The following is a 25,043-nucleotide window of genomic DNA, read 5'->3' on the forward strand; positions in this document are numbered from 1 at the left end:
CTTTTCCGCTTTTCTTCTTCTTTATACAAATTGGGCAGGCACCCTTTGCCTCTTTGCCCATATGATAATAACAAAATAAAGAAGGAGGGCGTTTTATTTTGAAAAAGATCAATCCTTACACACTCCCCCCATGGCTTAGACAAATTCGGGCAGTTGCCTCCCAAGTCGTTCTCCCGATTGCCATATTTCAAGGCTTTCGCACGATCATTTTTCCCACAACATTTGACGTCCTCATCTTAGGAATTCTTATATTTCTCGCCTGTGCCTTTCACCTTGATTGGTTTTAAGAGAGCTGAAAGCTGCAGGCTCACTCTTATGTATAGGTCCCTCGTTAGACATTTCATAGCGCAACAGCAAACAACCTCGTCACTCTTCTGATGACGAGGCGTTTTGTTCTTCTTCAAGGCGTCTAGCCTGCTCAATTTCGTGTATTTTCATGACGGTCGGCTCAGAATTTTTCATTTGCCAATACGCCCTTAACAGCTCCTGACAACTTTCCATCTCATCCTGTCCGCCTGCTTCATAGGCTTTCACCGTATCAAACAACCCCTGCGGATAAGCGAGGTAGCTCAAGAACAAATGAATCTCTTCCTCACGAAGTTTATTTCCCTTTTGATACGTATAAAACAAAGATGTGCATTCAGGACAAGGAGTAGGGTAGGTTTTGAATGTGCGATAGTAAAAGGTCAAAAGGTCATAAATGGGGGCAGCCTTTTTGGACCGCTCAAAATTGGTGAAATGTCCTGTACCTACATCATTGTACAAAAAGTGATGGATCGACAATTGCCCATGGTTTAACACAATACGTGTCGTCTCTTGGTCTTTCATTTCCTCATGCCAATCCTCTAAACGTTCAAGTGCAAATTCACTTGCAGACATCGCTTCTGAAAAATACATAGCAGCAGCCAGCTCAAATGGCGACATATACCATGTTTGTTCTGCCCGCTCGATAAATCGTTCATACATGTCTTTCTCTGTTTCCCATTTGCTTTTCATTTGGGTGTAGTGAGCCTCTATTTCCTGCTCAGTAATGTCCATCATGACTTCTGTTCGTTTATGAAGTCTTGCAATCTCTTGAAATAAATATTCATGTTTATCGTCCTGCTCTTCTCTCTTTTCATTGGTCAGCCATGGCATGAGATAATACGTGTACTGGCTTTCTCGATGATTAGAGAAAAAGGAACCGCTCTTCGTGCGATAAATCGGCACAAACGAGCGATAGCCTTTTGATTCTAGTTCAAGCATTTGCTCTGTAAACTGCATGTGTCGATGGGGCTTTACCCGCTTTAGTGCAAATACGCCCTGCTTTGTATACACTCTAACGACAGCTGGACTGACAGGTTCGATATATTCAGCCTCAAGCCCGTATTCGTATAGGACAGATTGGATTTCATCCACGTTCTCTCACCACATTTTCTCGGTCCATCATCTCATACTATGCATTGCTTTTTTGATATTCAGGAATATAAAGAATCTGCCCTTCTTCAAGCTCTGCATCCACCGACAATGAATTCGTTCGAAGGAGCTGCTGCACATTCAACTGATATCGCTCACAAATACGATCGACCGTATCTTCTTGCTGAACTATACATATTTTCATGCGAGAAAAATCTTCCTCCTCCTGCTTAGCGAACAGCTTCGTTAAATAAAGAGAATTCTCACTGCCAGACGCTTCTCTCACGTCATGTTCAAACTCCTCAGCTTCTTGAGCTGATTCATACACCTTTGGTGCTTCACGTTCATATAATCGTTCGAACTGATAGCTGTCATCCCGCTCTTCCTGCGTCTGTTCCATCTGATAAGCAGGTGATTCAAAGGCTGGATAAGCTGGCGGCTCTTCTTCTTCCTTGCTCTCTGCTTCAGGGTCTTTCCTCACTTCCACCTCAAAGAACGTATCATCCCGCTCCTCTTCTTCTAGCAGCTTAGGCGGGTCAAAGAATGGCGGCTCTTGTACTTGAGCTTCTGGGAAGGAACGATACCCAAGCGCCACGGCTTCTTCTTCCTCATTTTCCTCCTCTTCTTCTGTTTCTTCCACCATCACCGTCTCGATGTCTATTTCATCCTCTTCTTGTTCAGTTCGCGCTTCATGTTGCAAAGCGGCCTGCTGTTCTGCATTTTCTTCATGCTCTTCACGTGGCAGCATTTCTTGCTCTTCATATTCAGGCTGCGCCTGATATTCATAAGTGACATCGCCATATTCCTCTTCAGCACGATGGACAAATTCATATGGCCCTTCTACAAGCGGTTCAGGCGTTCCTTCATCTAACAGACCTTCAATGGCCAAATCAGCCTGAATCGTGAGCAAACGACTTTCTGTCAGCTGGTAATCAAATGCATCAATAAACACAAATACATCATTTAAATGACTAATTTTGTTCTTGGGGATCGTGATATCCACCGGAAATTGATGCAGCAGCTCCGCCGTTCCGTCCTCTCTTACCTTCACCTCATCAGCCTGCCTGTATGATGCATAGGAACTGGATTCACCCATTAGCTCCTCTTGATTTATGTTGTATTCTCCTGTTAGCTCGAGTGAACCTCTAATGGAAACATAATCATTCACTTCTTGAACGAGAATGTCAGGATCGAGAGAAATTGACAGTAGCTCACTGACTTCCTGTCCGTTTTTGAAATAAATGGACTCTTCTACCGAAAACTGTAATCGATTGTTTTGAGACAAGTCGGTGTCCTCCTTTCATCTAATCCTTCAAAATAAAATTAGATGTCAATACAGGTGTATGAAGGAGGCAGTGAAAATATGATTGGTTTTATGCAAAGCAAAAAGCCGATATGTCTCCATATCGGCTCAGCGTGTAGACAAACCCTCGCATTCGGTGTCAGTCCTGCGCGCTGGTGCTCACGAATGTCAAATTCGCTCCGCTCCAGTACTCGTCCTTCCTAGACTGCAAAGGTTTTCTTTCACGCTGAAAAGAAGACAAAGGGCTAAAATAAAGTTCATTTTAACCCTTTGTCAACGATCTAAGCCGATATGTCTCCATATCGGCTTTTGGTTACTGAGCTAATTTTTGAAATACCTTTTCAACTGTCTCAATTGTATACTCGATGTCTTCATCCGTATGAGCAGTTGAGAGGAACAGCCCTTCGAATTGTGAAGGCGGAAGGAAGATGCCATGATCAGCCATTTCCTTGTAGAATTCAGCGAATAAAGCGAGGTCAGCTGTTTTCGCTGTATCGTAATTGACGACTTGTTCGTTTGTAAAGAAGAATCCGATCATGGAACCGGCACGGTTAAATGTTAATGGAATCCCATGTGCTTTCGCCGCTTTTGAAATGCCTTCTTCCAAACGATCTCCTTTGCGTCTAAACTCTTCATAAGACTCAGGTGTCAGCTGTTTTAATGTTTCAAGACCTGCTGTCATCGCAAGCGGGTTACCGGATAACGTTCCTGCTTGATAAATCGGGCCGCTTGGCGCAATTTGTCTCATAATGTCCGCTCTACCGCCGTAAGCACCAACTGGCAGGCCACCTCCGATGACTTTACCAAGACATGTCAGATCAGGCGTAATGCCAAAATAGCCTTGTGCACAATGATAATCCACACGGAAGCCTGTCATGACCTCATCAAAAATGAGTAAAGAGCCATATTGCTCAGTGATGTCTCTCAATCCTTGCAAGAAACCTTCTTGTGGAGGGACAACCCCCATATTTCCTGCAACTGGTTCTACAATGACACCTGCAATGTCGTCTCCAAATTCTTGAAAAGCGACTTTGATGCTTTCTAAATCATTGTATGGAACGGTGATCGTATTGCTTGCTGTACCTTCAGGGACACCAGGGCTATCCGGAAGTCCAAGCGTTGCCACACCCGAACCAGCTTTAATGAGCAAAGAATCACCGTGGCCATGATAACAGCCTTCAAATTTCACAATTTTGTTTCTGCCTGTAAAACCACGTGCTAGACGAAGCGCACTCATAGTCGCCTCTGTTCCAGAGCTGACCATACGAATGACCTCAATAGAAGGAACTCGTTCTGATACAAGCTTAGCTAATTCATTTTCAACTAAAGTAGAAGCACCGAAGCTTGTACCATGTTCAGCTACTCGCTGAATGCTTTCAACTACACGGTCATTCGTATGACCTAAAATAAGCGGTCCCCACGATAAGACGTAATCAATATATTCATTTCCGTCAATATCGTATATTTTTGCGCCTTTGCCTCGTTCCATAAAAATCGGGTCTGTATTGACTGATTTAAATGCGCGCACAGGGCTGTTCACACCACCCGGCATTAACTGCTGCGCTTCTTTAAATGCTTGCTTTGACTTTTCATAGCTACGTCCCATTTCAATGTCCTCCTGTCTATCCGTTCTTTATTCTGAGAGCCATTTCGCTGCATCTTTTGCATGATACGTAATGATTAATTCTGCGCCTGCACGTTTCATGCTAGTCAGCATTTCAAGAACAAGCTCTTTTTCAGAAATCCAGCCATTTTGAGCTGCTGCTTTCACCATTGCATACTCTCCGCTCACATTGTACGCAACAACAGGAAGTGTAAATTCATTTTTCACATCACGCATGATATCTAAGTATGAAAGTGACGGCTTCACGATCAGGAAGTCAGCGCCTTCTTCTACATCAGACTGCGCTTCTCTCAGTGCTTCTAAGCGGTTTGCAGGGTCCATTTGATACGTTTTACGATCTCCAAACTGCGGTGTGCTATGCGCCGCATCACGAAACGGACCGTAAAAAGCACTTGCATATTTCACAGCATATGACATCACAGGCACATGAACAAAGCCGGCCTCATCAAGCGCCTCACGAATTGCGATAACAAAGCCATCCATCATGTTTGATGGAGCAATGATATCTGCACCTGCACGAGCCTGACTGACAGCGGTTTTCGCTAAGAGCTGAAGAGATTCATCATTTAAAATTTCTCCATCTTCAACGATTCCGCAATGTCCGTGATCTGTATATTGGCATAAGCAAGTATCAGCAATGACCACAAGCTCTGGGAAATGCTTTTTGATTTCAAGCGTTGCTCTTTGAACAATCCCATGATCGTGATAAGCTTCACTGCCTACATGGTCTTTATGGTCTGGTACCCCAAAAACAATGATAGATTTAATCCCAAGGTCAACAAGCTCTTGGACTTCTTCTTTCACAAGATCAACTGAAATGTGATAGACACCCGGCATTGAAGGGACTTCTTTCCGGACATTCTCTCCCTCTACAAAAAAGATGGGATAAATGAAATCAGAGGGTCTTAAAAATGTTTCTCTCACCAATTCTCTCATTCCTGCGCTTGTACGCAATCTGCGGTGTCTGTTAAATTTCATCATTGGTTCAACTTCCTTTCAGATAAACGGCACATCAAATCAAGCATCCCGTCTATCGTATAAGTATCTGGGGTTTCAGAAGAAATCCCGTATTGAAGCAGTGCCTCTTGTGTAAGAGGACCGATGCTCACAAAACATGTGTCTGATGCAGCTAATCTATCGATATCAGCCTGCATGGCGTGCATAAAAGAATGAACAGTGGAGGAGCTTGTAAATGTAATAAAATCAAATGATTGCTCCATCATTGCCGACTTGAGTGCGATAATTCCGTCCTCATCCTTCACTGTTTCATATATAATCCACTCTTTTACGTCAATGCCAAGCGGAACGAGGGTATTCTTTACCACATCTCGTGATAGGTGGCCTTTTGCTACAAAGACACATTCTTCTGGATGTACATGTTCAATTAAAGCATCTGCCAGTTCTTCTGCTATAAAACGTTCTGGAACCACATCCACTTTTAAGCCGTGCTGCATCAGATAGGCAGATGTTTTTTCACCTACGGCCGCCACTTTCAAGTGGGATAAGCTTTGATGTAATTGATGCTTCTCTATATAACTGAGAAAAAAAGACGCACCATTTACACTCGTAAACACAAGCCAATGGCTTGCTTCTAAATCTTCTAAAAATGCCTTCGCTTTTTCTTTTGTCAGCGTTGGCTCAAACCTGATAAGAGAGGTTAAAACAGCATGGCCGTTCAGCGCTTCAATTTTCTGCTGAAACGCACCCGCTTGACGTTCATTTCGAGTGACAAGCACCGTCTGTCCGTAAAGCGATTTGGCTATCGTCATTGGGAAGACAGATCCTTTTTCACCTTGTCGATCAAATCCTTTGCTCCCTTATCAGCCATCTGCTTCGCACATGCTGTTCCAATTGCCTCAGGATCAGTACCTGTTACGGTTTCTCGAATAATCGTATGCCCATCCGCAGATGCCACAAGACCTGTCAATTCAATTTCATCACGCTCATTCATCGTTGCGTAACCAGCGATCGGCACTTGACAGCTTCCATCCATTTGTTGAAGGAAAGCTCTTTCAGCAAGGACCGTTTTCTTTGTATACTCATTTGTGAATTGAGCTAACAGCTGCAATAGCTCTTCGTCATCTCCCCGGCATTCTATCGACAATGCGCCCTGCCCTACAGCAGGAAGGCAAGTATCAGGAGATAAAAATTCCGACACGACTTCTTGACTCCAGCCCATTCTAGACAATCCGGCAGCCGCTAGAATAATCGCATCATATTCTTCATTTTTCAGTTTTTCAAGTCTCGTATCAATGTTTCCACGGATCCATTTAATCTCAAGATCTGGTCTCTCCTGAAGAAGCTGGGCACTGCGCCGTAAGCTGCTCGTTCCCACAACCGCTCCCTTTGGCAGTTCATGAAGACGGAGATGATCCTTTGAAATCAATGCATCCCGCACATCTTCACGCTCAGGAATACAGCCGATGACTAAACCTTCCGGAAGAGAGGCCGGCATATCTTTCATGCTGTGTACCGCCATGTCAATGTCATGGTTCAGCATTGCCTGTTCAATCTCTTTAACAAACAGACCTTTTCCGCCAACCTTTGATAAGGTCACATCTAAAATTTGATCACCCTTTGTCACAATCTCTTTAATTTCAAAAGAATAAGAAGGGTTTAGTTCAGACAACTTTTGAATGACCCATTTTGTTTGTGTAATCGCAAGTTTGCTTCGTCTAGAACCTACTTTAATTGTACGCATTACGTCTTCCTCCCGACAATGCCCTTAAGACTCATCATTATTGAAACCAATGAAAGGTTGATAAGCTACCAAGCAGAAAATAATTGATCATCAGCACAAGAAATGAAGCGACATTCCATCGCGCCACGATTTTGCCCTGCATATTTCTCACCAGTCTAATGTATAAGTAAAAGCCGTATAAAAACAGCATAATAAACGAACCGAGCACCTTTGCATCTGTCCAGTACAACGTATCATACGAAATATATGCCCATATAATGCCAAGAATTAAACTAAGCAAGAGCATCGGCACGCCAATAATATTTAAGACATACGCCATATGATCAAGCTTTGATAAATCTTCAATTCTCAAAAGCCATTTTCCCCATTTTTTCTTTTTCAGCAAACGATATTGAAATAGGTAGAGTAGTGAAAAAGCAAATGAAAGTGAAAAAGCGCCGTATGATAAAATGGCCATCGTAATATGAATGACGAGCAGCTCACTCGTCAGCTTTCCCGTCAGTTCGGCAGAATGAAGATCGGATGGTGTAAAGGTGTGAATCGCCATCATGGAAAAACCAATCACATTTGTAAAAAAGACAATAAATTCAACGCGTAATACTTTTGTCAAAACAAGTGACAATGTCACAAGCACCCACGTATAAAAATATAACCCCTCTGCTACATTCAACACAGGGAATCGGTCTGTTTCCATCATAATATAAAACATGTAGACTGTTTGCAGCAGCCAGACAATAGAAAGCAACCAGAAAGCCATTTTTCCAGCCTTCCGGTTGTGTTGAAGAAAATCTATGAAATAGAACAAGACACTGAGTGCATAGATCAAGGTCGTCGCTTCACCTAGTCTCGCTACAATGGATTCCATCATCGCCTAATCACTCACTGGCAACTGTAGCAAGGCCTTGTGCCATATTTGTTTTAAACAGCTGAAACGCCCCTTGCTCCACCTGCATCGGCTCTGCCTTTTGCTCTTCATCTTCAACCTGTAAATCAAAGATTTCTTTAAAGAGTAAAAGTTTTTCCTCTGCATTCGGCTCCCCGGCAATTTCTTTGGCCTTTAAGATAGGATCTTTCAGCATTTGATTGATGATGCTTTTCGTATGTTTATTTAACAGCTTCATTTCACGATTTGTGAGGTTTGGAAGCTTTCGTTCGATGCTTTGCATCGTATCCGCTTGAATCGAGAGTGCTTTTTCTCTTAAAGCAGAAATCACAGGAACCACTCCGAGCGTATTAAGCCATTGCTTAAATTCCACAATTTCAGCTTCGATGAGAAGCTCCACCTCTTCAGCTACTGCACGGCGCTCTTTCAGGTTAGCTGCCACAATGCCCTCAAGGTCATCAATGTCATACAAAAAAGCACCTTCTACTTCAGAAATAGCTGGATCTAAATCACGTGGTACTGCAATATCCACCATGAATAGAGGTCTGCCTTTTCTCTGTTTGTTCGCTTTTTCGACCATTTCTTTTGTAATCACAAATTGTTTAGCCCCAGTAGAGCTAATTAAAATATCCGCTTCAGATAAAGTTTTTTCTAATTGATTCAAGCTCTTAGGCTCTCCTGAAAAGCGGCCGGCCAGTTCTTTGGCCTTTTCAAACGTTCGATTGATGACTGTTACCTGGCCAATCCCTTGACCTTGAAGGTTTTGAGCCGCCAGCTCGCCCATTTTACCCGCACCAAGAATAAGGACATGTTTATCAGAAAGACGTCCAAAGATTTTTTTGGCAAGTTCCACTGCCGCATAGCTGACAGATACAGCATTAGACGCAATATCTGTTTCCGCATGAGAGCGCTTCGCAACTGTTACCGCCTGCTTAAACAAATAATTGAAAACGGTACCAATGGTCTTCTCCTCTTGAGCGACTTTAAAGCTTGAGCGCACTTGACCGAGTATTTGTGTTTCACCAATAACCATAGAATCAAGTCCACAGGCAACCCGGAATAAATGCTCAACCGCTCCATCATTTTCATAAAACTTCAAATATGGAGAGACATCTTCTTTTTCTAAACCGAACCAATCTGCTAAAAATCTTTTTATATAAAACCGACCAGTATGAAGCTGATCTACAACTGCATAGATCTCTGTTCGATTACATGTTGAGATGACGATATTCTCTAGAATGCTTTTTTCTTCTTTAAGCTTGGACATCGCTGTTCCGAGCTCGCTCGGTTCAAAGCTCAGCTGTTCCCGTATCTCAACAGGGGCTGTTTTATAATCTAAACCCACAACAAGAATATGCATAACTTCAGCTTGCACCCCCAACGCCCTGTCTAATTTATAATAATTACAATATAGAATTTATTATTTATAATGATTATAACATATATTCATTTTTAACTGGATAAAAATTGTGAACAGATTTCAAAAATGTTGTGATATAGTAGAAAAATGTTCGACATCGAATGCCATATCATCACTTCAAGCAATTTACCAGATTTGGCGCGTGCGGACAAATGATCTGCTTATAAGAAGGTGACATCTTTGAAGAAGAAATCTATTTTGCTGCCGCTCACTTTGCTGGCTGTAGCACTATATGCCATTCTCTCAGGAGATCAATTTGACATTTGGAAAGATCAGGAGAAATGGTATACACTTGTACTGCTTTTTGGCCTTGCTTTCTTATATCAAGGAAAGAAGGAACAGGAAACCTCTCATGTGTTTATCGGTATGCTCATGACAGGCCTTGCGCTACACTTTATCCTTCAGCCGAAATTAGAACACTGGCCAGATACATTTACGATGATTGTGTTCATCGTCGGCCTCGCACTTTTGATGAAATCATCACAGAAAAAGGAATATCGAATAGAAAGTGTTGTTCTCATTGCACTCGGTCTATTCCTTTATTTCTTTCAACAAATTACGAAGCAACTTAGCACACTTTCGATCCCTACTTCCGGTTTTGAATTGTACTGGCCATATGTATTGATTGCCGTCAGTCTCCTCTTATTATTTTTAAAAAGGAAATAACTTATACAATAAAAAGGCATCTGCTTTGTGCAGATGCCTTAGAATGTTGACAAATGGCTAAAATGAACTTGATTTTAGCCATTTGTCTTCTTTTCAGCGTGATAGAAAACCTTTGCAGTCTAGGAAGGACGAGTACTGGCGCGGAGCGAATTTGACATTCGTGAGCACCAGCGCGCAGGACTGACAACGAATGCGAGGGTTTGTCTTCACGCTGAGGCATCTGCTATGTGCAGATGCCTTTCTTTTAACTGTTAATCTTCGCAAGGATCGCATTCCATGCTTCATCTTTTCCCTTTTTTGTTTCAGAAGAGAAAAGGATTAATTCATCTGATGGGTCGATGTCGAGTGTCTGTTTGACGACTTTCGCATGCTTTTCCCATTTGCCTTTTGGAATTTTATCGGCCTTTGTCGCAATAATGATCACAGGAACTCCATAGTATTTAAGGAATTCATACATGTTCACATCATCTGCGGATGGTTTATGACGCAGATCCACAATTTGGACGACTGCTTTTAACTCTTCACGCATTGTAATATACGTTTCGATCATTCTCCCCCATGCTTCGCGCTCTGTTTTTGATACTTTTGCAAAGCCATAACCTGGGACGTCCACAAAATGGAGCATATCATTAATAATGTAAAAATTAAGCGTCTGGGTCTTTCCTGGTTTAGAAGACGTACGCGCTAAATTTTTCCGATTAATCAATGAGTTAATGAACGAGGACTTTCCAACATTTGATCGTCCAGCAAGTGCGATCTCAGGCAGTCCCCCGCTCGGGTACTGCTCTGGTTTCACCGCACTAATGACGATATCTGATTTTGTTACTTTCATCTTCCCTCTCCTACTAACGCTTTCTCAAGCACCTCATCTAAATGTGAAACCGGAATAAAAGTTAATCCTTCTCTCACACTTTCAGGAATGTCATCAATATCCTTCTCATTGTCCTTTGGAAGAATAATCGTTTTCAGTCCTGCACGATGTGCGCCTAATGCTTTTTCTTTTAATCCGCCAATCGGAAGCACTCTTCCTCTTAACGTAATTTCTCCTGTCATGCCAACCTCTTTTGAAACAGGACGTCCTGTGAGTGCTGATACAAGAGCCGTCGCAATGGTAATACCAGCTGATGGCCCGTCCTTTGGAACCGCACCCTCTGGAACATGGATGTGAATATCGTGCTTTTCATTAAATTGAGGGTCAATGTTCAGTTCATCTGCTTTTGAACGAACATAACTGAATGCCGCCTGCGCAGATTCTCTCATGACATCACCGAGCTTACCTGTTAGCAAAAGCTTGCCTTTACCCGGCGAGAGTGAGACCTCGATGGACAAGGTGTCTCCGCCAACTGTGGTATATGCAAGGCCTGTGACAACGCCGACCTGATCTGTCGTTTCCGCCTGACCATAACGGTAAAGTCTTTTTCCGAGGAATTCAGATAAGTTTTTTTCCGTCACTGTGATGCGTTTGCGGTCTTCAGCCACAATTGCTCTTGCCGCTTTTCGGCAAATCGCCGCAAGCTGACGCTCTAACCCGCGGACTCCTGCTTCTCTCGTGTAATAGCGAATCATATCATAAATCGCTGCTTCACGAAGCTGCAAGTTCCCTTTCTTTAATCCGTGCTCCTTTAGCTGCTTCGGCAGAAGGTGATCTTTCACAATTTCTGCTTTTTCAACTTCCGTATACCCTGCAATCGTGATAATCTCCATTCTATCACGAAGTGGACCTGGAATGGTTGCTAAATTGTTGGCAGTTGCGATAAATAAGACTTGAGACAAATCAAATGTCTCTTCAATATAATGATCGCTAAAATTATGATTTTGCTCTGGATCTAACACTTCAAGCATCGCAGAAGACGGATCTCCTCTAAAGTCAGAAGACATTTTATCAATTTCATCTAAAAGAAAGACCGGATTCATCGTGCCCGCCTTGCTCATCCCGCGAATGATACGACCAGGCATCGCACCTACATAGGTTCTTCGATGACCACGGATCTCAGATTCATCACGTACACCGCCAAGAGAGATACGGATAAACTTTCGATCGAGTGATTTGGCAATGGATTTAGCAAGTGACGTCTTCCCTACCCCAGGAGGTCCTGCCAAGCAAAGAATCGGTCCCTTTAATGAATTTGTCAGTTTCTGAACAGCAAGATATTCGAGTACCCGCTCTTTTACTTTTTCAAGCCCGTGGTGCTCGTCATCTAAAATTTCGCTTGCAAGCTTTAAATCTAGACGATCTTCTGTATAAGTGCCCCACGGCAGATTGATCAGCCAATCAATATAATTGCGAATGACAGAACTCTCAGCAGAGCTTGAAGGGATTTTTTCATAACGGTTCAGTTCTTTTAAAGCCGTTTCACGAACGGAATCTGGCATGCCGGACTCTTCAATTTTAGCCATAAGCGTACTGACTTCGCCTGTTTTCCCCTCTTTGTCTCCAAGCTCTTTTTGAATAGCTTTCATTTGTTCGCGTAAATAATATTCTTTTTGCGTTCGCTCCATTGAACGTTTGACACGCTGGCCAATTTTCTTTTCAATCTCTAGCACTTCTTTTTCATTGTGAATGAGACTGATGACCCGATTCAACCGTTTTTTGACATCGACTGTTTCCAGCACTTCTTGCTTGTCTTTTAATTTCAAAGGAAGGTGGGAAGCGACGATATCCGCCATTCTTCCAGGTTCTTCAATATCCGTCACCGTTGCATATGTTTCAGCTGAGATTTTTTTTGAAATTTTTATGTACTGATCAAAGTGATCTAACAAAGTGCGCATGAGTGCTTCTGCTTCTGCGTCCTTTAATTCTTCTTCTGTCAACTCTTTAATATCGACTGACGTATAGTCTTCTAGCTCCATGTAGGATTCGATCTGCGCTCGATTTAAGCCTTCGACGAGCACACGGATCGTTCCATTTGGCAGCTTCAGCATTTGTTTAATTTTTGTGTAGGTGCCGACTTTGAAAATTTCCTCTTCACCTGGTTCATCTATTGAAATTTCCCGCTGTGTTGCTAGAAAAATCATATGATCGTTCATCATCGCCTGTTCTAATGCTTGAACAGACTTTTCGCGCCCAACGTCCAAATGCAAGACCATTGTTGGATAAACAAGCAAGCCTCGCAGCGGAAGGAGCGGAACATTCTTTTTGATTTCATCTGCCATGTTGATAGACACCTCCGTCACTAGTATGAATCATTATAATATACCTGTTTCAGTCTTGTACAATGTAAAAGACTTGAGAAATGATGATCTTACCGTAGTATACCCTTTCTTTTTATCTTGAAAAAGAAAAAAAGATCTATTTCACTAAAAAATCCCCATATGAGATGGGGATTAAACAGATTTCCTTTTCATTTCTTCTTCTAGTCCATCTTTCTTCTCATCTGGCGGATTGACCAAACACTGATCCAGCACTTCTTGGAAGTGCTTCACAGGCACAATCGTAACCCCTTCAATCTCTTTTAAGATCGACTGCTGATTGTCATAAGGGATGATCACTGTTTTGACACCCGCTTGTTTGGCTGCCTTGATTTTTGGTATGACACCGCCGATCGGCTTCACCTGACCTTGTAATCCAATCTCACCGGTCATCGCCGTTAAATGATCAATCGGGATTTGATGAATGGCTGAGAAAATGGCTGTGGCCATCGCAATTCCAGCAGATGGTCCATCAATCGGGGCACCAGCCGGAAAATTAATGTGGATATCATATTCATTTGTTCGTATGCCCAAGTTTCGAAGCACGGTTAAGACATTTTCAACTGAGCCCTTCGCCATACTCTTCCGTCTGATTGATTTCGACTGATTGCCGATGCTTTCTTCTTCCGCAATACCAGTAATATTGATACTGCCTTTTTCAAGCGCTTTACAAATGTTCACTTCAATTTCAAGCAGAGCCCCGCTATTCGGTCCATACACGGCAAGACCATTTACTACTCCTACCTTTGGCTTTTCCGGTACTTTTTGTTCATATCTTGGTGTCAGCTGGCTTGAATGAATGACCCATTCTACATCGGCAATCGTAATATCCTTTCGGTTTTCAGTGACAGCCATACCTGCGGCAATCTGTACCATGTTGACCGCTTCACGTCCATTTTTCACATAGGATGTTAACAGGTTCAGTCCTTCGTCACTTAATTCCTTCTGTATTTTCTCGACTGCTTTAGCTGCAACAATTTTCAGCTCATGCTGATCCAAATCCTTGAAGAAAATCTCCAAACATCTTGATCGAATAGCCGGCGGAATTTCGTCCGGTGTTCTTGTCGTGGCGCCAATCAGTCGAAAATCAGCGGGCAACCCATTTTGAAAAATATCATGGATGTGATTCGGAATTTGCGTATTTTCTTCACTGTAATAAGCACTATCTAAAAACACTTTTCGATCTTCTAGCACTTTGAGCATTTTGTTCATTTGAATCGGATGCAGTTCTCCAATTTCATCGATAAAGAGAACGCCGCCATGAGCATGTGTGACGGCTCCTTGTTTCGGCTGCGGAATGCCTGCCTGTCCCATGGCCCCTGCTCCTTGATAAATGGGATCATGTACGGAACCAATCAAGGGGTCTGCGATGCCTCGTTCATCAAATCTTGCCGTTGTGGCATCAAGCTCAACAAATACTGCATCTTTTTTAAATGGTGAATCAGCGTGACGCTTCGCCTCTTCCATCACTAGACGGGCAGCAGCTGTTTTTCCAACACCAGGCGGCCCGTAGACGATGACATGTTGCGGGTTCGGTCCACACAGGGCAGCTTTAAGTGCACGTATACCGTCTTCCTGCCCTACAATATCTTGAAACCCCTTTGGCCGGACTCTCTCTGATAAAGGTTCACTCAGTTTAATGGATCGCATCTTTCTGAGTGCTTCCATTTCTTTCTTCGATTCTTTATCGATCGTCACCTTTTGTGTGCGCTGATTTTTCAGTAAGTTCCAAAAGTACAACCCGATGACGATACCAAAGAACAGTTGTATGAATAATACGATTCCTGTCCAGCTCAATCGGTGCTCCCTCCTTCATCTATCGTTATGTATTGGTTTCTGTCTGCTAGTATTTCCTAGAGCTGGACGGAATAAACACAACTTCCACGATAAATAAAAAACTCCTGAATCAAAAGATTCAGGAGTCATTCAAATGGGCTTATGCTGATGTTTTTGTATCTTTATTCACGACTGTACCGTCTTTTAAGACAAGACGTGGCGGCTCACCATCAGCAACCGTTTCACCAGTAATGACACATTTCTCAATATCATCACGAGATGGAAGATCAAACATCACATCAAGCATGATGCCTTCAATGATGGAGCGAAGACCACGAGCTCCTGTTTTACGCTCAATTGCTTTTTTCGCAATTTCGCTAAGAGCATCTTCTTCAAACTCAAGCTCAACATCATCAAGCTCAAGCATTTTTGTATATTGCTTAACGAGCGCATTTTTAGGCTTCGTCAAGATTTCTACAAGTGCTTTTTCATCTAACGGCTCTAGGCTTGCAATAACCGGAAGACGACCGATGAATTCTGGGATTAAACCGAAGCGAAGTAAGTCTTCTGGCAGAACTTTTGATAGAAGGACTTCTTTTTCAAGATCTTCAATTTTATTTTCCGCACCGAATCCAATGACTTTTTGACCTAGGCGGCGTTTGATGATTTGCTCAATGCCGTCAAAGGCTCCACCACAAATGAAGAGGATATTTGTTGTATCAATTTGAATGAATTCTTGATGAGGATGCTTACGTCCACCTTGAGGCGGTACACTAGCGACTGTTCCTTCAAGAATTTTCAAAAGGGCTTGCTGTACACCTTCCCCAGATACATCACGAGTGATAGAAGGGTTTTCTGATTTTCTTGCTACTTTATCGATCTCATCGATGTAGATAATGCCTTTTTCAGCTTTTTCTACATCATAATCTGCTGCTTGAATCAGCTTTAGTAAAATATTCTCTACGTCTTCCCCGACGTAACCTGCTTCTGTTAAAGACGTCGCATCTGCAATCGCAAATGGAACATTTAAAATACGTGCAAGCGTTTGAGCAAGTAATGTTTTACCGCTTCCTGTAGGTCCAATCATAGAAATGTTACTTTTCGAAAGCTCAACATCATCAATCTTACTGTTGGAATTAATCCGCTTGTAATGGTTATAAACCGCTACAGCTAAGGATTTCTTCGCATTCTCTTGTCCGATGACATATTCATCAAGAATTTCCCGGATTTCATGAGGTTTCGGAACATCCTTGAATTCAACTTCTTCCTCAGTACCGAGCTCTTCTTCAACTATTTCCGTGCAAAGCTCGATACATTCATCACATATATATACGCCAGGTCCTGCGACCAGTTTACGCACTTGATCTTGCGTTTTTCCGCAAAACGAGCATTTTAATTGACCTTTTTCCTCGTTGAATTTAAACATTCTTTCACCCCTTATTCTTCTTCACTTGCCTGTAGCTAACAGTCAGCTACCCTTCTGGGTCCAGTATGTATGCATTTTACCATACTTTCCTAAAAGACGGTAATGATGTGTTTGTAACACTGCACATTGAGATATGTATGACAGAAAGATGCGACTTACACTATCGTTTCCAAAAGAAGCGATGATAAGTCAAAAATTGTACAAAACAAGGCACGAGTCACTCGCGCCCTGTTTTATTATTATGCACCATATTAACGGTTTTCTACAAGAAAATCAATTGCTTTACGAACTTTTAAATCTTCTTTCATTGCTTCAGTAGAACCGATCGCTTGTTTGATATTTTCAACTGGCATGTTGTATGCTTCAGCCATTTTTGAAAGTTCTTCTTCCACTTCTTCATCAGACACTTGTAGGTCTTCTGCAGCAGCAATTGCTTCAAGAGTAAGATTAGATTTTACGCGTTTAGCAGCATCTTCTTTCATTTGCTCTTTTAGCGCATCTTCATCTTGTCCAGAGAACTGGAAGTAAAGCTCAAGGTTCATCCCTTGCATTTGAAGACGTTGTTCGAATTCTTTCATCATGCGGTCTAACTCAGTGTCAACCATCGCTTGAGGAACGTCAACTTCCGCATTTTCAGAAGCTTTTGCTACTAGCTCTTCACGAAGTTTGCCTTCTGCTTCGTTTTCTTTTGCTTCTTCAAGACGTTTCTTCGTTTTTTCAGTTAATTCAGCAATCGTTTCAACTTCTTCATCAACATCTTTAGCGAACTCATCGTCAAGTGCTGGAAGTTCTTTTGCTTTAATTTCATGAATTTTTACTTTGAATACAGCTGGTTTACCTGCAAGGTCTTCAGCATGATATTCTTCTGGGAATGTCACTTCAACGTCTTTTTCTGCACCTGCTTCAAGACCAACCAATTGCTCTTCGAAACCAGGGATGAATGAACCAGAACCTACTTCAAGAGAGTAGTTCTCAGCTTTTCCGCCTTCGAATGCTTCTCCATCAACGAATCCTTCGAAATCTAGAACAACTGTATCGCCGTTTTCGATTGCGCCTTCTTCTTTGACAACAAGCTCAGCTTGACGGTTTTGCATAGCTTTTAACTCTTCTTGGACATCTTCATCAGATACAGATGTGTCGTCTTTTTCAACGTTAAGACCTTTGTAGTCACCAAGTTTTACTTCTGGCTTCACTGTTACTTTTGCAGTGAAGATTAAGCTTTCGCCTTTTTCGATTTTCTCAACATCGATTTCAGGGCGGTCAACCGGCTCGATACCAGCTTCGTCGATTGCTTTCGGATATTCAACTGGAAGAAGAATATCTAGTGCATCTTGATAAAGAGATTCTACTCCAAAACGCTGCTCGAAAAGACCACGTGGTACTTTCCCTTTACGGAATCCAGGGATTGATACTTGCTTAACTACTTTCTTAAATGCATCATCAAGTGCTTTGTTAAATGTTTCAGCGTCAACTTCTACTGTTAAGACACCTTCGTTACCTTCTTGTTTTTCCCATTTTACTGACATGTGTGTTTCCCTCCAAAAATCTATTCAGATTGTGCGTTGTTACATTCTAAAGCATCATAAAGACTTCGTCCAATCAAAAACCACGCACTCCGCTAAAGAAGCGGTCTTATGTATACAACATTTGACTTGATTATACATAACGTCTTTCAACCGTTGGAATCTTACAACCGCACGATATATGCACAAATACAACCATTATATTATAACATAACAAGTCCGTCTTTCAACTAAATCGACAAATTACAAATAAGAAATTTCTTCAATATCTTTCAGCATTGTACAAGCTTCTCTCAGCTCTCGTTCGTTAAAATCATACAATAAATGCAATTCTTCGAGGTCAATCTCGATTCCATGCATTTCATAGCCGACTTTATGAAGTGCCGCAGCCCAAAGACTCGGATCCGTATATTTAGGAAGAAATGGATATAGCACAAATAAGTGCCGGCGCCATAACTCTTCAACTCCTTGGTAAAGGGTTGGGTTCTCATTGCCGAGTGTGTCATCGAGCTTTCGAAGGACTTGCTGAAGCAGTGTCATTTGCTCTGGCTTGACAGCCTCAGAAGGAACAAGCGTTAAAGAATCACCGAACTTTGTCACATGAACCGGCTTTGCCACATCATGATCTGACAGAAGTTGCAGGATCAATGATTTGACCAAAGGGTTTCCATCAGGCTTTTGTAGGATCGTATTTAATAGACCCATATGCGGCGTGATGTTTCGGTCTTTCAGCGAATGGATGAACTGCACCTGCTCTTCTGGCCGCTCGAGCATTTCATCTATATTGATTTCTCCGCTGCCTTCCTCGTCTTCGTCTAAAATCTCTTCTGGTGATTCAATCATCTTTCTGCTAAATTCAAGCAGCTTATAAAAATGCTCCGCGCTTTCTGCTGGAAGGTGATTTTCTTCAAGGACTGCCTCAATTGTTTGTTTGACTTCCTCGTACTCTTTCAGCTGAATTAAGATGGTCATATATACTTGAAGCACAGTGAAATAGTGGCCATATCCTTCATGTAGCATCTTTTCACAGACTCGCTTTGCATCCTGCAGCTCACCAAGCTCTAGAAAACAAATCGCCATACCGAGATGAATATCGGATTCTTCATCGTCATCATACGATTTCGCTTCTGAAAATAAGTGAAGCGCCTCTTGATACTGTTTATCTTTTAATGCTGCCATTCCTTTTTCAATCAGTCTTTCTTTCAGACCAGGAAACAAAATGACATTATCTTTCTTCTTGTCATGTTTCATGCTTACGTTCCTTTCGGGCGCATATTTTTTATCAGTTTACCAACGAAGGTTAGTAAACACAAGTAACGAGAGGTTTTCATGCAAAAAAGAAGCCGTCACACCACGGGGACGGCTTCTCGTTGTTTATGCACGCAGCCAGCTGCTACGTTTTTCTTCAAATGCTTGAATCTCATCTTCTAGTAACAATGTTAATGAAATCTCATCATAGCCATTCAGGAGCATTTCTCTCCAGTGTGGATCTACATCGAAAGGAGTAACATTCCCTTCATGGTCTTGAATCTGTTGTTTTTCCAGATCAACTGTCATTTCATATCCTTTGTTTTCATATGATGCAGCAAACGTTTTCCACACATCATAATCAAGACGAATTGGAAGCATCCCGTTTTTAAAACAGTTTTGATGAAAAATATCGGCGAAAGATGGGGCAATGACAATTTTGAATCCATAATCATCAAGTGCCCAAGGCGCATGTTCCCTTGATGATCCGCAGCCAAAGTTTTCGCCTGCGATCAAAATAGAGGCTCCTTCATAAATCGGCTGATTGAGTTCAAAATCTGGATTCGGACTACCATCTGCCAAATATCGCCAGTCAAAAAAGGCAAATCGGCCATATCCTGTTCGTTCGATTCTTTTCAAAAATTGTTTCGGAATGATTTGATCTGTATCTACATTTATACGGTTAAGCACAGCGGCTTTTCCTTTATGAGTGACTAAAGGCTCCATCTATGACACAACTCCTTACACGACTGTTTTCTCTTGATTAAACTTCCTGACATCGACAAATCGGCCATGTATGGCAGCCATTGCAGCCATTGCCGGGCTGACAAGATGCGTTCTTGCACCCTTCCCTTGACGTCCCTCAAAGTTACGGTTTGATGTAGATGCACAGCGTTCACCTTCTGGCACCACATCGTTATTCATACTGAGGCACATACTACAGCCAGATTCTCTCCATTCAAATCCTGCTTCTAGGAAAATTTTATGAAGACCTTCTTCTTCTGCTTGCAGTTTGACACTTTGTGAGCCAGGAACCACAATCGCTCTGACATGATCAGCTACTTTTTGTCCTTCAATCATAGAAGCGGCTTGGCGTAAATCAGTCATTCTTGAGTTCGTACATGAGCCAATAAACACATGCTCAATCGTAATATCTTCAATACGCTGATGCGGGTGAACCCCCATGTATTCATAAGCACGTTTTGCTTCTTTTTGGTCATCTTCTTGTGCAAAATCTTCAGGTCCTGGAATTGCTGCATCCACAGGGAGCACCATTCCTGGGTTAATTCCCCACGTGACCATTGGTGAAATATGATTTCCATCTAAAACAATGGTTTTATCATAGGTCGCACCCGGATCTGTTCTTAATTCTTTCCATTCTTTGATCGCTGCTTCGAAATCTTCACCCTGCGGTGCGTATTTGCGTCCGCGGCAATATTCAAAGGTCACTTCATCCGGTGCGATCAATCCTGCTCTTGCGCCTGCTTCAATTGACATATTACAAACGGTCATCCGCTCATCCATTGACATGTTTCTGAATACTTCCCCAGTGTATTCAATGACATAACCTGAACCGAACTTCACGCCATGCGCGCCAATGACTGCTAAAATGACATCTTTGGCTGTTACCCCTTTTTGAAGCGTTCCGTCTACTCTAATTTCTAGTGTCTTCGGACGCTGCTGCCAAAGTGTTTGTGTGGAAAGCACATGCTCAACCTCACTTGTGCCAATCCCAAAGGCAAGTGCACCAAATGCGCCATGAGTAGATGTATGACTATCTCCACACACGATTGTTTTACCCGGAAGTGTTAAACCAAGCTCTGGTCCAACGACATGAACGATTCCTTGGTCTACACTGTGAAGGTCAGCTAGACGGACCCCGAATTCAGCACAGTTGCGCTCTAGAGCACTGACTTGCTTCTTCGCAATCTCATCTTTGATCACAAATCGATTCACAGTCGGAATGTTATGATCCATCGTCGCAAATGTGTTTTGTGGTCTTCGCACCTTGCGCCCTTTTTGTCTTAATCCTTCAAATGCTTGAGGTGACGTCACCTCATGCACCAAGTGCAGATCAATATATAAAAGGTCTGGTTTTCCCTCGCCATTTTTGACAACATGCTGATCCCATATTTTTTCGATGATTGTTCGAGGCATAACCCTTTTTCCTCCCTCTACCTAATTCAACAAGATTTCTATTTATACAATGGTTTTCGTACGTTGTTTGAGTGCATCTACAACGGCTTTCGTGATATCATCAGTCGTTTCATACGTTCCCTCTTTTGCTGCTAGGTCCTTTGTTCGTTTGCCAGAGGCAAGAACGGCTTCCACAGCTGCTTCAATTGCAGCCGCTTCTTCTTCTAGAGCAAAGGATGTTCTAAGCAAGCTGGCTGCTGACAATATAGTAGCCAGAGGGTTTGCGACATTTTGCCCCGCAATATCGGGTGCTGAACCATGAATCGGCTCATATAAATGAAGGCCGGTGCTTGATAAACTAGCAGATGGCAGCATGCCGAGTGAGCCAGTAATCATAGATGCTTCGTCACTTAAAATGTCACCAAACATATTCTCTGTCACGATGACATCAAATTGAGCGGGCTTATAAATCAGCTGCATCGCGGCATTATCGACGAGCATGTGCTCATATGCGACATCTGGATACTGGGATGCAACTTCTTCTACCGCATCCCGCCATAGTTTACTCGAAGCGAGAACATTTGCTTTATCCACAGACGTTACTTTTTTCCGTCTCGTTAACGCCATGTCGAACGCTTCTTTTAATACACGAACAATCTCTTCCTTTGTATAAAGAAGTGTATCAACCGCAGCTTCTTTTCCTTCATCATCCGTGTAGCGCTCACTTGGTTCGCCAAAGTAGAGGCCTCCAGTTAATTCACGAACGATGACGAAATCTACTCCGCTAATGTGATCTTGTTTTAACGGTGAAGCCTCACTCAAGCTATCAAATACTTTGACAGGGCGGATGTTCGCAAATAAGTCCAGCTGCTTGCGAATGGAGAGCAAGCCTTTTTCTGGGCGAAGTTCTGGCGGGTTTTGATCCCACTTCGGTCCGCCAACGGCTCCTAATAAAATCGCATCTGCGCTTTTGCACACTTCTACTGTTTCTTTAGGGAGCGGATTGTTTTTTTCATCTATCGCTATACCGCCAATGAGAGCTGTTTCGAATTCAAATTCGTGTTGAAATTGAGCCGCTGTCTCTTTCAGGACAGCGACGGCTGATGTGACGACTTCCGGTCCGATTCCATCGCCGGGCAAAAGTGCAATTTTCTTTTTCATGAGTCCCTTCCTCCTTTCTTATGAGATGGCGTGATGTTTCTCAATTTCTATTAGGTTTGATTTAAAGATTAAATGTCTATTCACTGCATTGACGTAAGCTTTAGCCGATGCTTCCAGCACATCTTGCGCTACACCGCGTCCTGCTGTTTCTTTTCCTTCTATTGAAACAGTGACATATACTTCCGCTAGTGCGTCTCTGCCTTTTCCATTGGATTGAATACGATAATCTAGCAAATGAATTCTTTCCTCCATACAGCGCTCAAGCGTGTTGTACACAGCTTCTACACTGCCTGCACCTGTAGCTGCTTCTTGAATGACTTCCTGCGTTTCTTGATTTTTAAGAGAGACTGTTGCTGTCGGCATTTGCTCTGTCCCATAGTGAACTTGAAGACTTTCAAATTCATAGCCAATTTTACGGTCTGCTACTTTTTCTTCTAATATAATAGAGATTAAATCATCATCTGTGATTTCTTTCTTCTTCTCTGTTAAGTTCTTAAACGTTTCGAAGAACTTATTGATTTCTTCTTCAGTCAATTTAAAGCCGAGTGTTTTTAAGCGGTCTTTAAACGCGTGTCTTCCGGAGTGTTTACCAAGGACAAGCACATCTGTTGTGACGCCTACAAGCTCTGGAGAGATAATTTCATAGGTTGTTTTTTCTTTGAGGAATCCATCTTGGTGAATACCTGATTCATGGGCAAATGCATTGTTTCCAACGACTGCTTTATTACGCGGTACAATCATACCTGAGTATTTGCTCACTACATCACTTGTGCGCTTAATTTCATTCAACTGAATGGTTGATTCGACTTGGTAAAAGTCTTTGCGAATATGAAGGGCAACTGCAATTTCTTCTAAAGCAGCATTTCCTGCGCGCTCTCCAATACCGTTGACAGCTGTTTCAATTTGATCTGCTCCATTTTCAATGGCAGCAAGTGAGTTCGCTACAGCCATTCCTAAATCATCATGACAGTGTGCTGACAATATGACTTGATCGATATTTGGAACGTGTTCCTTCATATATTTAAAGATATTTCCGTACTCTTTTGGTGCTAGGTATCCAACAGTGTCAGGCAAGTTAATGACACTTGCGCCTGCGTCGATCACTTTTTCTACAATTTCTGCTAGGAAAGAAAGATCTGTCCGGCATGCATCTTCTGCTGACCACTGAACAACTGGGAAGCGCTCTTTCGCGTATTTCACCATTGAAACAGCTTGTTCAACCACTTCTTCACGTGTTTTCTTTAGCTTATGCTTGAGGTGAATGTCAGAAGTCGCAATAAAGACGTGTATTCTTGGTTGAGCTCCATCTTTTAATGCGTCCCATGCAGCATCAATGTCACCTTTCACACATCGTGCAAGTCCTGCAACTGAACAGTTCTTAATCGTTCTTGCAATTTCTTGTACGCCTAAGAAATCCCCTCGGGATGAAGCGGGAAAACCCGCTTCAATGATATTAACCCCAAGGCGCTCAAGCTGCTTAGCAATGATTAGCTTTTCTTGTGCATTTAAGTTCACTCCTGGTGATTGCTCTCCATCTCGAAGTGTTGTGTCAAAAAAATTAATTTTTCGCACCGACGCTCACCGCTTCCTTTTTCTTTCCTTGTTTAACGAAAGGCATCATTTCACGAAGCTTTCTTCCGACGATTTCAATTTGGTGCTCATTTTCATTTGCATTGATCGCATTGAAACGTGGACGATTCACTTGGTTTTCAACAATCCATTCTTTCGCGAATGTTCCGTTTTGGATGTCAGTCAAGACTGCTTTCATTGATTCTTTTACTTTTGCATCCACAACGCGTGGTCCTGATACGAAGTCACCCCACTGCGCTGTATCAGAGATGGAATATCTCATACCTTCTAATCCTTCTTCATACATAAGGTCAACGATCAATTTCAGTTCATGCAGACACTCGAAGTATGCAAGCTCCGGCTGATAACCAGCTTCTGTTAATGTTTCAAAACCTGCTTTTACTAATGAAGTAAGACCTCCACAAAGAACTGCCTGCTCACCGAATAGATCCGTTTCTGTTTCTTCTTTAAATGTTGTTTCAAGAACGCCCGCTCTTGCTCCGCCGATTGCTTTTGCATAAGCAAGTGCTTTGTCTTTCGCTTGACCTGATACATCTTGATAGATAGCAAATAGTGCAGGTACACCAGCGCCTTGCTCATATGTTCTTCTTACAAGATGTCCTGGACCTTTTGGAGCCACAAGATACACATCTACGTCACTTGGCGGAACAATTTGATGGAAGTGAACGTTGAATCCGTGTGCGAATACAAGTGAATTCCCTGCTTCTAATTGATCTTTGATTTCTTCATCATATACTTTCTTTTGCTGCTCATCTGGAAGTAATACCATGACGACATCTGCTTGGGCTGCTGCTTCTTTTACTGTGAATACTTGATGACCGTCTTCTTGTGCTTTTGTATAAGATCCGCCTTTTCTTACGCCGACAATGACATCTACGCCGCTCTCTTTTAAGTTCAATGCATGTGCATGACCTTGTGATCCGTAACCAATGATAGCTACCTTTTGACCGTTTAATACGTTTTCTTGAATATCACCGTTATAATATACTTTTACCATTTGAC

General features: G+C 42.4%; 21 protein-coding genes. 2 read left to right on the plus strand and 19 right to left on the minus strand.

What is annotated here, in order from left to right; translation table 11 throughout:
* Positions 1-95 precede the first annotated feature (95 nt).
* Positions 96-287, plus strand: coding sequence for a hypothetical protein (locus tag MHH31_RS12625; protein WP_024718406.1), 192 nt, complete (start codon positions 96-98; stop codon positions 285-287).
* Positions 288-366: 79 nt separating this feature from the next.
* Here the strand turns inward: MHH31_RS12625 and ysxE are convergent, their stop codons facing one another.
* The 8 genes from ysxE to hemA all read right to left on the minus strand — a co-directional run bounded on the left by ysxE (position 367) and on the right by hemA (position 9,266).
* A complete protein-coding gene (gene ysxE, locus MHH31_RS12630; RefSeq protein WP_008342818.1) occupies positions 367-1,398 on the minus strand; it encodes a spore coat protein YsxE in 1,032 nt (343 codons plus the stop codon).
* A gap of 37 nt (positions 1,399-1,435) precedes the next feature.
* Complete coding sequence (locus MHH31_RS12635) at positions 1,436-2,680, minus strand: LysM peptidoglycan-binding domain-containing protein (protein WP_249669395.1); 1,245 nt, start codon at positions 2,678-2,680, stop codon at positions 1,436-1,438.
* A gap of 331 nt (positions 2,681-3,011) precedes the next feature.
* Entirely contained in the window at positions 3,012-4,304 is a 1,293-nt protein-coding gene (hemL, locus tag MHH31_RS12640; protein ID WP_039167003.1) for a glutamate-1-semialdehyde 2,1-aminomutase, read from the minus strand.
* A gap of 27 nt (positions 4,305-4,331) precedes the next feature.
* Entirely contained in the window at positions 4,332-5,303 is a 972-nt protein-coding gene (hemB, locus tag MHH31_RS12645; protein ID WP_007501555.1) for a porphobilinogen synthase, read from the minus strand.
* Positions 5,300-6,091 carry a uroporphyrinogen-III synthase gene (locus MHH31_RS12650; RefSeq protein WP_058336576.1) on the minus strand — a complete coding sequence of 264 codons (792 nt, stop codon included), beginning with the start codon at positions 6,089-6,091 and terminating at the stop codon, positions 5,300-5,302. The genes hemB and MHH31_RS12650 overlap by 4 nt, the downstream gene beginning before the upstream one ends.
* Positions 6,088-7,023 (minus strand): hydroxymethylbilane synthase, encoded by a 936-nt coding sequence (gene hemC, locus MHH31_RS12655; RefSeq protein ID WP_024718409.1) that lies wholly within the window; start codon positions 7,021-7,023, stop codon positions 6,088-6,090. Before hemC ends, MHH31_RS12650 begins: the two co-directional genes overlap by 4 nt.
* A gap of 37 nt (positions 7,024-7,060) precedes the next feature.
* On the minus strand, positions 7,061-7,891 hold the full coding sequence (locus MHH31_RS12660; protein WP_007501558.1) for a cytochrome c biogenesis protein: 831 nt from the start codon (positions 7,889-7,891) through the stop codon (positions 7,061-7,063).
* Between the two features lie 7 nt (positions 7,892-7,898).
* Positions 7,899-9,266 (minus strand): glutamyl-tRNA reductase, encoded by a 1,368-nt coding sequence (gene hemA, locus MHH31_RS12665; protein ID WP_024718410.1) that lies wholly within the window; start codon positions 9,264-9,266, stop codon positions 7,899-7,901.
* A gap of 240 nt (positions 9,267-9,506) precedes the next feature.
* Here hemA and MHH31_RS12670 point away from each other — a divergent pair, with 240 nt between their 5' ends.
* On the plus strand, positions 9,507-9,992 hold the full coding sequence (locus MHH31_RS12670) for a hypothetical protein (RefSeq protein ID WP_024718411.1): 486 nt from the start codon (positions 9,507-9,509) through the stop codon (positions 9,990-9,992).
* A gap of 244 nt (positions 9,993-10,236) precedes the next feature.
* Here the strand turns inward: MHH31_RS12670 and yihA are convergent, their stop codons facing one another.
* The 11 genes from yihA to ilvC form a co-directional block, all read right to left on the minus strand.
* Entirely contained in the window at positions 10,237-10,824 is a 588-nt protein-coding gene (gene yihA / locus MHH31_RS12675; protein ID WP_007501562.1) for a ribosome biogenesis GTP-binding protein YihA/YsxC, read from the minus strand.
* Positions 10,821-13,145: an endopeptidase La gene (gene lon / locus MHH31_RS12680; RefSeq protein WP_096881697.1), complete on the minus strand. Its 2,325-nt coding sequence runs from the start codon at positions 13,143-13,145 to the stop codon at positions 10,821-10,823. Before lon ends, yihA begins: the two co-directional genes overlap by 4 nt.
* Positions 13,146-13,316: 171 nt before the next feature.
* Positions 13,317-14,978 carry an ATP-dependent protease LonB gene (gene lonB / locus MHH31_RS12685; protein WP_007501566.1) on the minus strand — a complete coding sequence of 554 codons (1,662 nt, stop codon included), beginning with the start codon at positions 14,976-14,978 and terminating at the stop codon, positions 13,317-13,319.
* Positions 14,979-15,117: 139 nt separating this feature from the next.
* Positions 15,118-16,383: an ATP-dependent protease ATP-binding subunit ClpX gene (gene clpX / locus MHH31_RS12690; protein WP_017358145.1), complete on the minus strand. Its 1,266-nt coding sequence runs from the start codon at positions 16,381-16,383 to the stop codon at positions 15,118-15,120.
* A gap of 251 nt (positions 16,384-16,634) precedes the next feature.
* Positions 16,635-17,909, minus strand: coding sequence for a trigger factor (gene tig / locus MHH31_RS12695; RefSeq protein WP_017358146.1), 1,275 nt, complete (start codon positions 17,907-17,909; stop codon positions 16,635-16,637).
* Positions 17,910-18,149: 240 nt separating this feature from the next.
* Positions 18,150-19,157: a DNA damage checkpoint antagonist DdcA gene (ddcA, locus tag MHH31_RS12700; protein WP_342494861.1), complete on the minus strand. Its 1,008-nt coding sequence runs from the start codon at positions 19,155-19,157 to the stop codon at positions 18,150-18,152.
* A gap of 123 nt (positions 19,158-19,280) precedes the next feature.
* Complete coding sequence (gene leuD, locus MHH31_RS12705) at positions 19,281-19,880, minus strand: 3-isopropylmalate dehydratase small subunit (protein WP_008342843.1); 600 nt, start codon at positions 19,878-19,880, stop codon at positions 19,281-19,283.
* Positions 19,881-19,895: 15 nt separating this feature from the next.
* Positions 19,896-21,311: a 3-isopropylmalate dehydratase large subunit gene (gene leuC / locus MHH31_RS12710; RefSeq protein WP_041090960.1), complete on the minus strand. Its 1,416-nt coding sequence runs from the start codon at positions 21,309-21,311 to the stop codon at positions 19,896-19,898.
* 42 nt (positions 21,312-21,353) lie between these two features.
* Complete coding sequence (gene leuB / locus MHH31_RS12715; RefSeq protein WP_058336574.1) at positions 21,354-22,451, minus strand: 3-isopropylmalate dehydrogenase; 1,098 nt, start codon at positions 22,449-22,451, stop codon at positions 21,354-21,356.
* An 18-nt stretch (positions 22,452-22,469) separates the two neighbouring features.
* Positions 22,470-24,023 (minus strand): 2-isopropylmalate synthase, encoded by a 1,554-nt coding sequence (locus tag MHH31_RS12720; protein WP_008342850.1) that lies wholly within the window; start codon positions 24,021-24,023, stop codon positions 22,470-22,472.
* Positions 24,010-25,038 carry a ketol-acid reductoisomerase gene (gene ilvC, locus MHH31_RS12725; protein ID WP_007501581.1) on the minus strand — a complete coding sequence of 343 codons (1,029 nt, stop codon included), beginning with the start codon at positions 25,036-25,038 and terminating at the stop codon, positions 24,010-24,012. Before ilvC ends, MHH31_RS12720 begins: the two co-directional genes overlap by 14 nt.
* Positions 25,039-25,043 lie beyond the last annotated feature (5 nt).

Origin of the sequence: Bacillus sp. FSL K6-1033 (genome assembly GCF_038630765.1) — a bacterium.
GTDB classification, from domain to species: domain Bacteria; phylum Bacillota; class Bacilli; order Bacillales; family Bacillaceae; genus Bacillus; species Bacillus altitudinis.